13 protein-coding genes are annotated in these 14,145 nt (G+C 41.2%); 8 read left to right on the top strand and 5 right to left on the bottom strand.

Annotation, left to right across the window (positions count from 1 at the left end; all coding sequences use genetic code 11):
- The first annotated feature begins 1 nt into the window (after position 1).
- The 5 genes from ispG to der all read left to right on the top strand — a co-directional run bounded on the left by ispG (position 2) and on the right by der (position 5,907).
- Complete coding sequence (gene ispG / locus FFU37_RS18190) at positions 2 to 1,120, top strand: flavodoxin-dependent (E)-4-hydroxy-3-methylbut-2-enyl-diphosphate synthase (protein WP_002961295.1); 1,119 nt, start codon at positions 2 to 4, stop codon at positions 1,118 to 1,120.
- A gap of 136 nt (positions 1,121 to 1,256) precedes the next feature.
- Positions 1,257 to 2,537: a histidine--tRNA ligase gene (hisS, locus tag FFU37_RS18185; RefSeq protein ID WP_138490223.1), complete on the top strand. Its 1,281-nt coding sequence runs from the start codon at positions 1,257 to 1,259 to the stop codon at positions 2,535 to 2,537.
- A 19-nt stretch (positions 2,538 to 2,556) separates the two neighbouring features.
- Positions 2,557 to 3,177, top strand: a complete 621-nt coding sequence (locus tag FFU37_RS18180) for a YfgM family protein (protein WP_002961300.1) — start codon at positions 2,557 to 2,559, stop codon at positions 3,175 to 3,177.
- Positions 3,178 to 3,187: 10 nt separating this feature from the next.
- The gene (gene bamB, locus FFU37_RS18175) at positions 3,188 to 4,366 is read left to right on the top strand and encodes an outer membrane protein assembly factor BamB (RefSeq protein ID WP_138490222.1); all 1,179 of its coding nucleotides are present in this window, start codon (positions 3,188 to 3,190) and stop codon (positions 4,364 to 4,366) included.
- A gap of 74 nt (positions 4,367 to 4,440) precedes the next feature.
- Positions 4,441 to 5,907: a ribosome biogenesis GTPase Der gene (der, locus tag FFU37_RS18170; RefSeq protein WP_138490221.1), complete on the top strand. Its 1,467-nt coding sequence runs from the start codon at positions 4,441 to 4,443 to the stop codon at positions 5,905 to 5,907.
- A 60-nt stretch (positions 5,908 to 5,967) separates the two neighbouring features.
- Here der and FFU37_RS18165 read toward each other — a convergent pair whose 3' ends face one another.
- The gene (locus FFU37_RS18165) at positions 5,968 to 6,471 is read right to left on the bottom strand and encodes a TFIIB-type zinc ribbon-containing protein (protein ID WP_138490220.1); all 504 of its coding nucleotides are present in this window, start codon (positions 6,469 to 6,471) and stop codon (positions 5,968 to 5,970) included.
- 41 nt (positions 6,472 to 6,512) lie between these two features.
- Positions 6,513 to 7,100 carry a DUF4202 domain-containing protein gene (locus FFU37_RS18160; protein WP_138490219.1) on the bottom strand — a complete coding sequence of 196 codons (588 nt, stop codon included), beginning with the start codon at positions 7,098 to 7,100 and terminating at the stop codon, positions 6,513 to 6,515.
- A gap of 227 nt (positions 7,101 to 7,327) precedes the next feature.
- On the opposite strand from FFU37_RS18160, the gene FFU37_RS18155 reads away from it, so the two are divergent.
- Positions 7,328 to 9,055, top strand: coding sequence for a DUF885 domain-containing protein (locus FFU37_RS18155; protein WP_138490218.1), 1,728 nt, complete (start codon positions 7,328 to 7,330; stop codon positions 9,053 to 9,055).
- A 119-nt stretch (positions 9,056 to 9,174) separates the two neighbouring features.
- Positions 9,175 to 10,482, top strand: coding sequence for a DASH family cryptochrome (locus tag FFU37_RS18150; protein ID WP_138490217.1), 1,308 nt, complete (start codon positions 9,175 to 9,177; stop codon positions 10,480 to 10,482).
- A 29-nt stretch (positions 10,483 to 10,511) separates the two neighbouring features.
- Here the strand turns inward: FFU37_RS18150 and FFU37_RS18145 are convergent, their stop codons facing one another.
- Positions 10,512 to 11,582, bottom strand: a complete 1,071-nt coding sequence (locus FFU37_RS18145; protein ID WP_138490216.1) for a YeiH family protein — start codon at positions 11,580 to 11,582, stop codon at positions 10,512 to 10,514.
- A 121-nt stretch (positions 11,583 to 11,703) separates the two neighbouring features.
- Between FFU37_RS18145 and FFU37_RS18140 the strand changes: the two genes are divergently transcribed.
- Positions 11,704 to 12,582, top strand: coding sequence for a LysR family transcriptional regulator (locus FFU37_RS18140; RefSeq protein WP_138490215.1), 879 nt, complete (start codon positions 11,704 to 11,706; stop codon positions 12,580 to 12,582).
- 123 nt (positions 12,583 to 12,705) lie between these two features.
- On the opposite strand, the gene FFU37_RS18135 is transcribed toward FFU37_RS18140, so the two are convergent.
- Together FFU37_RS18135 and FFU37_RS18125 are read right to left on the bottom strand one after the other, a co-directional pair.
- Positions 12,706 to 13,152: a hypothetical protein gene (locus FFU37_RS18135; RefSeq protein ID WP_138490214.1), complete on the bottom strand. Its 447-nt coding sequence runs from the start codon at positions 13,150 to 13,152 to the stop codon at positions 12,706 to 12,708.
- A 453-nt stretch (positions 13,153 to 13,605) separates the two neighbouring features.
- Positions 13,606 to 14,064 (bottom strand): thioredoxin family protein, encoded by a 459-nt coding sequence (locus FFU37_RS18125; RefSeq protein WP_138490212.1) that lies wholly within the window; start codon positions 14,062 to 14,064, stop codon positions 13,606 to 13,608.
- Positions 14,065 to 14,145: the final 81 nt, after the last annotated feature.

The raw sequence follows: 14,145 nt of genomic DNA, 5'->3' as shown, positions 1-14,145 counted from the left end.
TATGTTTTCAGAATCCCCAATTAAACGCAGAAAATCCACCCGTATCAATGTAGGTAACGTCCCTATTGGTGACGGCGCCCCTATTGCTGTGCAATCAATGACCAACACCGACACCATGGATGTTGATGCAACCGTTGCACAAATTCAGGCAATACAAGATGCAGGTGCCGACATAGTGCGTGTATCAGTACCGACTATGGACGCAGCTGAAGCGTTTAAAAGTATTAAAGAACAAGTGACTATTCCGCTAGTAGCCGATATTCACTTTGATTACCGTATAGCCTTAAAAGTGGCAAAGTACGGCGTAGATTGTCTGCGCATAAACCCAGGTAATATAGGTAGCGAAGAGCGTATAAGAGCTGTGGTCGATTCTGCTCGCGAGCATAACATTCCTATTCGTATAGGTGTAAATGGCGGCTCACTTGAGCGCGACTTACAAGAAAAATACGGCGAGCCTACACCTGAAGCCTTATTAGAATCAGCAATGCGCCATGTAGATATATTACGCCGCCTTGATTTTGACCAATTTAAAATATCGGTAAAAGCATCAGACGTATTTTTAGCGGTAGGCGCCTATCGCTTACTCGCTAAAGAAATAGACCAACCACTGCATTTAGGTATTACCGAAGCGGGCGGCATGCGATCTGGCTCGGTTAAATCAGCCGTAGGTTTAGGTATGCTACTTGCCGAAGGTATTGGCGATACACTGCGAGTGTCGCTTGCAGCTGACCCTGTTCAAGAAATTAAAGTAGGTTTTGATATTTTAAAATCGCTGCGCATACGTTCGCGCGGTATTAACTTTATTGCCTGCCCAAGCTGTTCTCGTCAAGAGTTTGATGTAGTAAGCACCATGAACCAGCTAGAAGAGCGCCTTGAAGATATTATTGAGCCTGTATCGGTTTCGGTAATTGGCTGTGTTGTAAACGGCCCAGGTGAAGCACTCGTTAGTGATATAGGCCTTGCCGGTGCAAACCGTCGCTCAGGTTTATACATTAATGGTGAGCGCCAAAAAGCGCGTATTGACAACAACAATATTGTTGACCAGCTCGAAGGCTACGTGCGCGACTTTATTGCTCAAAAAGAGCAGCAAACACCTATCGATATTAAAATAGTCGAATAAATACCGTATAAAGCGCCAAACCACGCTGTTTGGCGTTTACCTTTATGACCAAAACGCTATAATAACAGGTCAATTTTTAGCATTCTTGTTGTGTAAGCATTTTTTATTACACATAAACAGCATTTAGGATTTATCAGTGGCAAAACAAATTCAGGCAGTTCGCGGTATGAACGATTGTCTGCCGGGCGATACACAAGTTTGGCAGAAAGTAGAAAGCATTTTACGCGAGACAGTAGCATCGTTCGGTTATCAAGAAATTCGTTTTCCTATTGTAGAATCAACCGACTTATTTAAACGCTCTATTGGTGAAGTTACCGATATAGTAGAAAAAGAAATGTACACCTTTGCCGATCGCAATGGCGATTTATTAACACTTCGCCCAGAAGGCACCGCAGTATGCGTACGTGCTGGCAACCAAAATGGCTTACTATATAACCAAGAACAACGCCTTTGGTACATGGGTCCAATGTTTCGTCACGAGCGTCCGCAAAAAGGTCGTTACCGTCAGTTTCACCAATTTGGGTTAGAAACATTTGGTATTGCCACAGCCGACATAGACGCAGAAGTTATTTTATTAACAGCGCAACTATGGGAAGCCTTTGGTATTACTGACCACGTTCGTTTAGAGCTAAATTCTTTAGGGTCTAACGAAGCGCGTGCAGATTACCGTGATGCGTTAGTAGCCTACCTTGAGCAACATATTGACGTGCTTGATGAAGACTCAAAACGTCGTATGTATTCAAATCCATTACGCGTACTTGATAGCAAAAACACAGATGTACAAGCAATTTTAACTGATGCGCCTAAATTGTCTGAAAACTTAGACGCTGAATCAAAAGAACATTTTGAAAATTTATGTGAACGTTTAGACGCTGCTGGCGTCTCATATACGGTTAATGAAAAGTTAGTACGTGGTTTAGACTACTACAACCGTACCGTATTTGAATGGGTAACCGACAGCTTAGGCGCACAAGGCACAGTATGTGCTGGTGGTCGTTACGACGGCTTAGTTGAACAGCTTGGCGGCAAAGCAACGCCAGCAGTTGGTTTTGCAATGGGTCTAGAGCGCTTAGTGTTATTACTACAAGCGCTTGAGTGTGTAGGTGACATTCGTCGTAATGCTGATGTATATTTAGCAGCAATGGGCGACAAAGCAAGCATTCAAGCTCCTGCAATTGCAGCGCAACTACGTAAAGACGTACCAGGTTTACGCGTTATGGTGCATGCGGGCGGCGGCAACTTTAAAAAACAATTAAAACGTGCTGATAAAAGCGATGCACTTGTTGCAGTGATTATTGGTGAAGATGAATTAGAAAAAGGCGTTGTGACCATCAAGTATTTACGCGAGCGTAAAGAACAAGTCACATTAGAATTAGAACAAGCTAAAGCGCTATTAGCTGAGCTTATTAACGGCTAAGCGAACATTAGAGGTAAGAATGGATATTTATTCAACAGAAGAACAACAAGCAGAAGCCATTAAACGCTTTTTCCGTGAAAACGGCATTTCACTTGCACTAGGCATACTTGTTGGCCTTGGTGGCTTATATGGCTGGAAAGCATATAACCAAAACCAAATTACTACCGCTGAAAAAGCATCAGATTCATATACAGCGCTTGTTGAAAGTGATGATGTATTATCTTCAGCTGATGCGTTTATTAGCGAAAATAAAGATACAAACTACGCAACACTTGCTGCATTTGTTGCTGCAAAAGACGCTGTAGAAGCAAAAAAATTAGACGTAGCAAGCGAAAAGCTAAGCTGGATAGTGTCTAATACTGAAAATACAGAATTAAAAGCAATTGCGATTACACGTTTAGCGCGAATTCAAATTGCACAAACTAACTATGACGATGCATTAACTACATTAAATGCACCATTACCTGAAGCATTCAATGCAAACGTTGCCGAGCTTAAAGGCGACATTTACACACAGCAAGGTAACAAAGATCAAGCACGTACTGCATACCAAGCAGCAATAGATGCGGGTGGATTAACAAGTAACCCACTATTACAAATTAAGTTAGATGACCTAGCAGTAACTAGCCCAGCGGCATAAGGTTTTAGGTATGAAAAAATTTACAACAGCAGCCCTTGCCCTATGTATGGCAACACTGATGGGTTGTTCATCAAGTGATGATGAAGATGAACTAGTACTTCCTGAAATTGTAAACCAATTTGAAACTGACGTTGTTTGGCAAGAATCTGTAGGTGATGGCGTAGAGCATTACTTTTCTCGTTTAACACCAGCTGTTTACAAAGATACTGTATATGTTGCCAGCCGTGAAGGTCAGGTAGAAGCGCTTTCGCTTACTAACGGTGACGTAAAATGGGAAACCGATGTACGCCAAGATTTATCGTTTTGGCCATGGGCTGACAACGGTAATGCAAAATTATCAGGTGGTATTTTGCAAGCCTATGGTAAAATTTATATAGGTTCTGAACACGGCTTTATTATTGCTCTTGATCGCGAAACCGGTGAAGAAGTTTGGCGTAAAAATGTACCAGGCGAATCACTGTCTAAACCGACAGCAGGCGATGGCTTAATATTTGTAAATTTAGGCTCTGGTAAATTGTTAGCCCTTCACCCAGATACGGGCGAAGAGCGTTGGAGTTTTGAACAAGAAGTTCCACCACTAACATTACGCGGGCAAAGCTCGCCAACTGTTGCTAACGGTGGTGTATTAGTAGGTCTTGAAACAGGCAAGCTAAGCGTTTTGATTTCAGACAGTGGTTACTCAGCATGGAGCGCAGAAATTGCGGTTGCTAAAGGCGCATCAGAATTTGAACGCCTTGTTGACGTAGACACTCAACCACTTATTAGCGGTCCATACGCTTATGCTATAGCTTACAACGGCAACTTAGCTGCTGTAGATATTCGCTCTGGCAACGTAGTGTGGAAACGTGAGTACAGCAGCTACCGCGAAATTGCGATGGATGCACAAACAATTTATTTAGTAGATAGTGATGGTGTTATTTACGCATTAGATAAAAATTCAGGTATTGAACGTTGGAGCCAACCCGCTCTACGTGGTTGGTACCTAACAGGCCCTGCAGTTGCAGGTAGCCACTTAGCTTTAGGCGACCAAGAAGGTAACCTACATTGGCTAAATAAAGAAACTGGCGAGCTAGTATCTCGCGAAGACTTTGACAGCTCAGGCTTTTTTGTTGAGCCAGTTGTTGCCGACGATAAGCTAATTTTATACACCCGTGATGGTGAAGTTAGTATGGTAAAAATACCAAACTAAGTTACTAATAGTCATATGGTTTTTTTAAGGCTTCGCACTGCGAAGCCTTTTGTTGTTTTTTAAAGAGGTAGTTTATGCTTCCCGTGATCGCTCTAGTTGGGCGACCCAATGTGGGCAAGTCCACATTATTTAACCGTTTAACACGTACTCGTGATGCACTCGTAGCCGATTTTCCAGGTTTAACACGAGATAGAAAATATGGCCAAGCTAGTTACGATGGCTATGAATTTATCGTGGTAGACACGGGTGGTATTGATGGCTCAGAAGAAGGCATCGAAATCGAAATGGCAGATCAATCTCTGCTAGCCATTGAAGAAGCCGACATTGTTCTGTTTTTAGTAGATGCTCGTGTAGGTATGACCGTAGCTGACCAAGCCATTGCTAATCACTTGCGTAAACAAGAGAAAAAGTGCTTTGTTGTTGCCAACAAAACCGACGGCATAGATGCAGATTCAAACTGTGCTGAATTTTACCAATTATCATTAGGTGAAATACATCATATTGCAGCTGCACATGGCCGTGGTATTACCCTATTACTTGAACAAACACTTCAGCCGCTTATTGCTGAACTAGCTGCTCAAGATGAAGAAGTAACAGGTGATGACGAAGAACTAATCGACCTTTACGAAGAAGGCGAAGGTAATGATACCGATCATCAAGCGTTCGCAGACAAGCCTGTAAAGCTTGCTATTATTGGTCGCCCTAACGTTGGTAAGTCAACACTTACAAACCGTATATTGGGTGAAGATCGTGTAATTGTATATGATATGCCAGGTACAACGCGCGATTCTATTTATATTCCAATGACGCGTAACGACAAAGAGTATGTGTTAATTGACACAGCCGGTGTTCGTAAGCGTAAAAAAGTAAGTGACGTAGTTGAAAAGTTCTCAGTAATTAAAACACTACAAGCAATCGAAGATTGTAACGTGGTTTTACTTGTTGTGGATGCGCGCGATGGTATTTCTGATCAAGACTTAAGCTTATTAGGTTTTGCGCTTAACTCAGGTCGTTCGCTGGTTATTGCCGTTAATAAATGGGATGGCCTTGACGACTACGTAAAAGATCGTATTAAAACAGAGCTTGATCGCCGTTTAGGCTTTATTGACTTTGCACGCTTACACTTTATATCTGCACTTCACGGTACAGGTGTTGGTCATTTGTTTGAATCGGTTGATGAAGCGTACGAGTCAGCAACTAAGCGTATTAGCACCGCAATGCTTCGCCGTATTATGGACATGGCTCAAGCCGATCACCAGCCGCCACTTGTTCGTGGTCGTCGTGTTAAGCTTAAATATGCGCATGCCGGTGGTTATAACCCGCCACGTATTGTAATTCATGGTAACCAAGTTCACGATTTACCAGATAGCTACAAACGCTACCTGATGAACTATTACCGTAAAGCACTTAAAATTATGGGCACCCCAATCAAAATTGAATTTAGAGAAGGTGATAACCCATTTGCAGGGCGTACGAATAAAGTAACGCTTTCGCAAAAACGTAAAATACGTGCCTTTGCAAAAGAAAACCGTAATAAATAAACTGCATAAGCGTTAATCTATTACAGAAAAACGGCGTACTTTTTAGTACGCCGTTTTTTATTACTGAAAATTAAGTAATGCTAATTGCACCAGCCGTTCAACTGTGGTGTCTTGAACATTTTTAGGCGCTTTGGGGTAATACTTTGATTTTGGCGGCTTAATAGTTATAAACCCATGATTGGTTGCCATTTCGTGGGCTAACAGCTTTCGCTCTCGGGGGGTTAAATGGTTTTCGTGTATTTTTGCCAGCTCGCCGCTATCAAGCCATATGCCTGAACAACCTGGGCATTCGTCTATTTCAACCACTTTGAGCGGCGAAAAATACCGGCGCATCATCACAATACTTGGGCATTTAGGGCAATTTACTCGCGATGAGACTTCGCCCTCACCTTCGGTATAATTACTCAAATACTTAAGTAATACCTGACCATGCTTTAGCTCTGGCGAGCTAAATTTAAAAATTTGGCTGTTATCAAAAAATACGCCGCCTTGCGCTGACGTAAAAACAGTAATGCCGCCAACAAGTAAAGGTTCAAGAGAGGTATTTGTACGTGGGCATAACATTCTAAAAATCCTTTTTATTTTAATACTTAACTTACACTACTTTACTCAAGTGCTTTATGAATAAGCCCAACAAGCGGCCCGGGCAATGTAATATTACCTGCAAGTACAAACTCATGGGCTTCATCTGACATTTTTTGCCATGTACGGCGAATAATACCAATCCATTTTTCTTCATTGTAATCTGGTTTTGCATTGGCAAACCCAAGCATATAATGCTCAATAAATACAAGGCTTGCTACATCTTCTACTAATTGGCTGTCTGGGTTACGTTTAATATTTTTTTTAGCGACCGCATCGTACACTCGGTTTTGCTCAGCCTCGCTGTAACCAGCTTGCTTCATGAGCGCAACCACGCTGCTAGCATGAAATATATAAAGTGCACTGCGCCACTGATGATAGCCCTGTTTGTTCATTTCAAAATCACTACGTGGCGACTTCCAACGCTGAATATGCTGTGCACGCACTGCAATTTGCATGAGTTCATCGGCATCTGGTTTAAAACGAGTTAACATTTCGCTCATGCGCAAGGCGTATAAACTTTCTTTTGGAAAGCTTTGTCCATTGTGCTGCTCAGTATTAGGGTCTTGGTTATTTGCTTCATCAATTAAGGTAATTACTTTATTAAACATGACGGTCATTTTTTATAATAAGTTTTAATCATTCTAAACGCTGATAAAACAATAAACTAGTACGCCAATCAGTTACGCAGTGAAATTTGTTCAATCAAAAAGTAAAACCAAGAGTTACAAGCTATAAAAGTAAGCGCATTGATTAAGTTAACTTGGTACTATATTGAGCACAAATTAAAATAAAAAAGCGCGATAAATAATAACAAACTCGCCAATAACGGATGACTATGTTTAAAAAAAGTATTCTAGCTATATGCTTAGCGGTTGTATCGCTACCAAGCTTAGCCGACAGTAACACTGAATTAAAAACCATTATTGATAACCACTGGCAAAACGCCAAAGCTGAAAAAATATTTTTTCGTACCGATCCAGACGGCTGGAAGCCAAACGGTACTTTGCCAAATTGGAGCGAGCAAGCCATTGCAAAGCGCCAAGCTTATAACAACAGCGTGCTAAAAAGCTTAGCCAGCATTGACCCAAAAACGCTCAACAACGAGCAGCTAATGAACTACCGCTTATTTAAATATGAGCGAGAAACCGAGCAGCAAAGCTACCTTTATCAAGATAAGTATTTTCCGGTTAATTTTTTAAGTGGCTGGCATACTTATTTTGCCGAAGCCCCCGCTAATATGGCATTTTTAACACCCGACGATTACAACGCATTTTTAATCAGCCTTGCCGACTACCCGCGCTTTAATCAGCAAAATATTGATTTAATGAAAGAGGGTATAAAAACAGGCTTTACTCATTACTGCAAAACCTTTGAAAATTACAGCCAAAGCATTAGCACGCAAATTGTTAAGCAACCTGAAAAAAGTGCCCTTTACGAGCCCTTTACACGTATACCAAACACGTTTACAGCAGAGCAAAAGGCCACATACCAAAATAAAGCTAAGGCCTTAATCAGCTCAAAAGTAGTCCCTGCTTATCAGCATTTTTACGACTTTTTTGAAAACGATTACATGCCTAACTGTAGAGCGCAGCCGGGTATTGCAAGCGTTAAAGGCGGGCTTGATTATTACAAATATGCAGTTAATTACTACACCACAACAAACGCCACACCAAAGCAAATACACGAACTAGGCCTTAAAGAAGTCGCGCGTATTAAAGCGCAGATGCAAAACATTATTGATAAAGTAGGTTTTGATGGCACATACAGCGATTTTTTAGAATTTTTAGCAACCGATGAGCAATTTTACGCAACAGACGCGCAAGACTTGCTAGAAAAAACCGCTTTTATTACGCAAAAAATGTATGGCAAGTTACCAACCTACTTTAATCATTTACCGCGTAATACCTTTACTATTAAAGGCTCAGCGAGTCGCGGCGCGTTTTATATGCCACCTGCTGATAACCGCTCCCCCGGCACTTATTTTTTAGCCTCAACACCTAAACTACAGCCTTTATATAATTTAGAAGCACTTAGCCTGCACGAGGCAATACCAGGGCATCATTTACAAAACGCTATTGCAATGGAGTTAGATGTACCCGAATTTAGACGCACACTTAGCCACTCTGCATTTGGAGAAGGTTGGGCACTATACACCGAACGCTTAGGTAAAGAAGCCGGCTTTTATCAAAGCCCGTACAGCGACTTTGGTCGTTTAGGCTACGAAATGTGGCGTGCAGTGAGGCTTGTTGTTGATACCGGTATTCATGCGTTTGGTTGGAGCCGCCAAAAGGCTATTGACTACTTGGCAGATCACACTGCTTTGCCACAAAGTGCGGTGGAGGATCAAATAGATCGTTATATATCATGGCCAGGCCAAGCGCTTTCGTACAAAATGGGCGAAATAAAAATACGCGAACTGCGCGCAAAAGCTGAAAAAGAGCTAGGTGCTAAGTTCGATATTCGCAGCTTTCACGACACCGTTATAGGTCAAGGCTCGCTGCCTATGGAAGTATTAGAAGACGTAATAAACGATTGGATAGAAAAACAAAAATCGGCTATTTAACATTCAAGGAGGCGGTATTATTTGCCGCCTCTTTTTAAAACCCTCTTAAACACCTCAAAACTAATCCCTACCCGCTTTTGCTTCGTAAAGCTTTAGAGTTTAAAAACCTGAGCAAACCTATGAGCAAACGTATTTTATATTGGCTACAAAACGATTTACGTCTAACCGGCAATGCTATTTTTAGTGACCTTGTGTCGCAGCAGTGCGCACTAGATATTGTATTTGTTATAAACCCACACTGGTTTAAAAATAATAACTACCAACAAAAGCCATATGGCGTGCACAAACAGCAGTTTTTAATGCAAAGCTTGTACGAACTACAACAAGCACTTATTGAGCGCGGGCAAACCCTGCATGTGCTTGAAGGCGAACCTGTATCGCTTTTGAAAGCGCGTATTAATGAGCAAAATATAGATGAAGTTGTATACAGCGAGCAATTTGGCCTGTACGAGCAACGCCAAATAAACTTACTCAAAGCACATTGCCCCAATGTACAGTTTACAGGGGCGCAGCAAGACACGCTCTTTAAACAAAGTGACCTACCGTTTGATTTAAGCGAATTACCTAAACACTTTACCCCGTTTCGTAAAAAGGTAGAGGCCGCCACTAGCCCCATTTCACTTTCAACATTACCAAACGGTTTGCTCCCTCAGCCAATAACCTTGTGCGCTAAAAAACCTTTAGAGCGTATAGCAAATAATGGCGTAATGCATGGCGGGTTTAAAAGTGCGCAAACACATTTAAAGCAATACTTTTCAGGTTTACTACCAAGTACTTATAAAATAACTCGAAACGAGCTTGATGGCTTTAATAACACCACAAAATTTAGTACCTGGCTTGCTTTAGGTTGTGTAAGTGCGCGGCAAGTTTATAAAGCAGTTGAGGCGTACGAACATAGTCAAATAACAAACGAGTCTACTTACTGGATTAAATTTGAATTGCTATGGCGAGAGTATTTTAAATGGCATGCACTTAAGGCAGGTAAAAGCCTGTTTAGCTTTAAAGGCCAAAAGCAAACAAAACCCCTTACTACATTTATGCCAAACCGCTTTGCTACGTGGTGTAATGGCTCAACACCCTACCCATTAGTCAATGCCATTATGAATGAGCTTAATGCTACGGGTTATATATCAAATAGAGCAAGGCAAATTGCAGCAAGCTGCTTAGTAAACGAGCTTGGCCTTGATTGGCGATACGGCGCAGCTTATTTTGAACAGCAACTGATTGATTACGATGTAGCCGCTAATTGGGGTAATTGGCAATATATAGCAGGTGTAGGCGTAGATCCGCGTGGTGGTAGGCACTTTAATATTGAAAAACAAACGTTACAGTTTGACCCGCACGCTGTTTACACTAATAAATGGCAAGGTAATGAAAATGCAAGTACACAACTCGATAACTTAAACGAAGTTGATTGGCCAATTTAAGCCGCCAATCAACTTTTACAAAGTAACGTTTAAAACAGCTCAGCAATACCCACATTAATAGCGTAACCACCCAAGGTTAAAAACAAAAATAAGCAGCCTGCTAATAACAGCGGTTTTATACCAGCTTGGCGAATAGCGCCAACATGTGTGCGTAAACCTAAAGCCACCATCGCAATGGTGAGTAATATATTATCAAACCAAACAACTGCGCTTGTAGCCACTTGAGGAATAACTGATAGCGAATGTACACCACTTGCCACAATAAATAACACCGCAAACCAAGGGATCGTAATACCTGCTTTTTGCTCGCCGCCATGCTCGTTATTGTTTGTTTTAGCATGCTTTTTACTTTGCCAAAACGATAAGCCCACTAAAAATGGCGCAAGCATCATCACCCTTAGCATTTTTTCTATAACGGCGGTATCTGCAGCATTGGCGCTTACTGCTGTTCCCGCTGCAACCACTTGCGCTACTTCATGAATAGTTGAGCCTACAAAAATACCGTAAGCGTGCTCGCTCAATCCCATGTAATCAAACATAATTGGGTAGGCGAACATGCTTAACGTGCCAAACACTACCACCGTTGCCACCGCTACCGATACTTTATGCGCCTGCGCTTTTATAACCGGCTCAGTTGCCATAACCGCTGCGGCACCACAAATAGAGCTACCCGCGCCAATTAATATGGTTGTTTGTTCATCAAGCTTAAATACGCGATTACCTAGCTGCACTGCCAAAATAAATGTGCCTAACAGCATTACAACATCGGTTAATAAGCCTTCCCAGTCTACGCCCGCTACTTGCGCAAAGGTAATTCTAAACCCAAACAACACAACCCCCGCTTTAAGCAATATACTTTTAGCGTAATCAACACCTATATCGGTTTGCGTAGCAATGCGCGAAAACACACTGTTACCCACAATAATGCCAAGCACTATACCAATAGTTAAAGAGCTAAATTGCGCACTTTGCATTATGGGTAACTTACTTAATGCAACAGATGCCCCCGCCAAAACAACCACCAGCAGCATACCTAGCCACCAGCGCGCATCGCCGTATTGCTTAGTATTAATACCCAAATTTTTAATAGCGCTAAGCATAATATTCTCTCAATTGAACAACGTTAAACTGTTGACTTCATTTTAAGAAAGCGCAAAATATAACTCCAATACATTAAAATCATGATTCGATAACTTAAAGTTATGTAATTTGAGAGGCACAATGAACTTGCACGCACTTAGGGTGTTTTATACGGTAGCAAAGCTTGGTAGTTTTTCAGGCGCAGCCGAGGCACTTTTTATAAGCCAGCCGGCTGTATCTAAAGCGCTAAAAGAGCTTGAGCACCAATTAAATATTCAACTTATAGAGCGTGCATCTAAAGGCAAAAAACTTACCTTAAGCGAGGGCGGCCAAGCCTTGTATGATCATGCACGTAGCATTTTTGCCATTGAAAAGGCAGCCATTGAAGATATTAAATCGCGCACAGGGCTTAAGCGCGGCACACTCGTTATAGGCACCAGTACAACCATTGCCAGCTATTGGCTACCTCCCTATTTAGCCAATTTTTGCGCACAATACCCCCATATAAAAGTAGAAGTACAAGTTGCTAATACCGCGCAAATTGAGCTTGCCTTACTTGAATGCACTATCGATTTAGCACTGGTTGAAGGCACACCTACCGAGCCGCATATAATAAGTAAGCACTGGCAAAACGATTTAATGAGTATCGTTATACCGAGTAACTTTAAGCCCACTAAAGACTTAAAAGCATGGTTAAACGAGCAGTTTTGGCTACTGCGCGAACCGGGCTCTGGCACTTTAGAAATGTCGGTAAAGTTATTAGCCCAACATGGCGTACAAGCAGAGCAAAGTATGCAATTGGGCAGCAACGAGGCAATAGCAAGGGCTGTCGCTCAAGGTATGGGGGTCGCTTTATTGCCAAATGTAGTTACTGAGGATTTAGTGCAGCTAGGTAAATTAACACGCCTGAGCCAAAAAAATAACGAGCAACTCTCTCGGCCACTGTATCAATTGCATTATAAAGACAGGCCGTCTTCACATGCTGCGCAAGCGTTCGAAAAAAGCCTGTTTAGTGAATAATGCTCGCAATCTGTAAGTAGTAAGGCACCAGTAGCAAATTTACATAAAGTTTAATCTTTGAAGTCAAAATTTGAGCCCTTTAGTCTTTCTAATGCCTATTAGCTAAGTTAAAACTCACTTGTGTTACGTGATACACCTTTCATGCTTTACTATTAAATTAAAATAATTTTTAAACATGTGTTCAGAGCTGGTATCCCTTAAATCCACATCAAAATAGTAGCCGTCTTCTAAAACTTTCAAACTCTCTAAATCATTGCAAATGCGCTCAAGAATCAAATGTTTATATTTTGGAGTTATATTTTTGATTTCATCCAGAGTGAGCCCTTCGGCATCAAAATTCACAACAACTCTTAAACTGGTACCTGAATAACCATGCCTTACAAAACTAATTCGGCTATCAATGGATGAAAAAATGGTGCTGAAGTGATTTTTATCTTCCTCGTATTTCCATTGAGAAGCATCCCCCCAAATCAAGACAAAAATAGCACCAAAAACAGCGGCAGCTACATACAATTTGTTGGCATTTATCATAAACCACAATTGAACTTTTTCAGTTCGCATTAATTTCATAGGTCACATAACTTTAAAGTAAAAGACTAAATCAGTCGGATAAAATAAAAGACTAATAATCAAAACCAAAGTCTTGCTCATTCACATGTGTAGGTAATATAACTTGAGTTAAGAAAAATACCTTGATGCTACACCAATGCCGATAAGTAAAATAATTAATAAAACCCAATACCTTTTTGAACCATCTAAATTTTCACCGCAGACTGGGCAAGATGATGACGCGATTGGAGTCCCGTTAATATTTGTCGTTTTAACAATTGGGGAGGTAATTCCTGATTTACACTTTTCGCACTTCATAAATATCCATATTAATTATAAATAAAATCGCGGGTTGATGCTCACAAAACGCTTACTTAATTGACGTTAAATGACAGGCTATAATTAGCAACAAATCACAGAAAACCAACCTTTATACATCCTTTTAATTGAATTGCCATAACATAAGAATAGACCTTACAAACCCTGAGTTAAGTCTTGCGCTAACGTACCCGTTGGCTTTTCAATTACGCGCACTAACTCTTTGCCATTTTGTTTAACAATAAACGTTGGCGTGTATTGTAAGTCGTGAGCCTGTGCAATGCCTGCATCGTCTTGCTTGTTGTAACCTACGGCCACATAGTCAATACTGGCCAGTGTAACTTTAGATTCATCTAGCAACTTAATAAGTTTTGGCACTTCGCGCTCACTGTCGTGGCACCACGTTCCAAATAATACAATAAGCTCTTTGCCTTCTAACTTTTGCATTAGGGCAATGTCTTGTGCTGTTGGTGTATACGCTTTGTATTGCTCGTTAAACTTGTCGTAGTCGCTTAGCAGTGCTTGCGTACTTATCTCGCCCGAAAATGGCGCTGTAGCAGCGCAGCTTACAAGCGGCATGCTTAAAGCGCACAGTAAAATTAATTGTTTAAACATAAGGTACTCTTTAATTGGGTATTTAATTAAGTATTAAATGAGGCATTTAACGACTATACCCAATATTGAGTGTGGAGTGAA

The sequence above is a fragment of the Pseudoalteromonas distincta genome, from assembly GCF_005877035.1.
GTDB lineage: Bacteria > Pseudomonadota > Gammaproteobacteria > Enterobacterales > Alteromonadaceae > Pseudoalteromonas > Pseudoalteromonas distincta.
The sequence above is the reverse complement of the archived record's forward strand: the minus strand, read 5'-3'. Positions and strand labels throughout refer to the sequence as shown.

What these genes read in the sequence shown, in the direction of transcription:
- ispG (WP_002961295.1), top strand. Translation starts at nt 2, where the DNA reads ATGTTTTCAGAATCCCCAATTAAACGCAGAAAATCCACCCGTATCAAT.
- FFU37_RS18180 (WP_002961300.1), top strand. Translation starts at nt 2,557, where the DNA reads ATGGATATTTATTCAACAGAAGAACAACAAGCAGAAGCCATTAAACGC.
- bamB (WP_138490222.1), top strand. Translation starts at nt 3,188, where the DNA reads ATGAAAAAATTTACAACAGCAGCCCTTGCCCTATGTATGGCAACACTG.
- der (WP_138490221.1), top strand. Translation starts at nt 4,441, where the DNA reads ATGCTTCCCGTGATCGCTCTAGTTGGGCGACCCAATGTGGGCAAGTCC.
- FFU37_RS18165 (WP_138490220.1), bottom strand. Translation starts at nt 6,471, where the DNA reads ATGTTATGCCCACGTACAAATACCTCTCTTGAACCTTTACTTGTTGGC.
- FFU37_RS18160 (WP_138490219.1), bottom strand. Translation starts at nt 7,100, where the DNA reads ATGTTTAATAAAGTAATTACCTTAATTGATGAAGCAAATAACCAAGAC.
- FFU37_RS18155 (WP_138490218.1), top strand. Translation starts at nt 7,328, where the DNA reads ATGTTTAAAAAAAGTATTCTAGCTATATGCTTAGCGGTTGTATCGCTA.
- FFU37_RS18150 (WP_138490217.1), top strand. Translation starts at nt 9,175, where the DNA reads ATGAGCAAACGTATTTTATATTGGCTACAAAACGATTTACGTCTAACC.
- FFU37_RS18145 (WP_138490216.1), bottom strand. Translation starts at nt 11,582, where the DNA reads ATGCTTAGCGCTATTAAAAATTTGGGTATTAATACTAAGCAATACGGC.
- FFU37_RS18140 (WP_138490215.1), top strand. Translation starts at nt 11,704, where the DNA reads ATGAACTTGCACGCACTTAGGGTGTTTTATACGGTAGCAAAGCTTGGT.
- FFU37_RS18135 (WP_138490214.1), bottom strand. Translation starts at nt 13,152, where the DNA reads ATGAAATTAATGCGAACTGAAAAAGTTCAATTGTGGTTTATGATAAAT.
- FFU37_RS18125 (WP_138490212.1), bottom strand. Translation starts at nt 14,064, where the DNA reads ATGTTTAAACAATTAATTTTACTGTGCGCTTTAAGCATGCCGCTTGTA.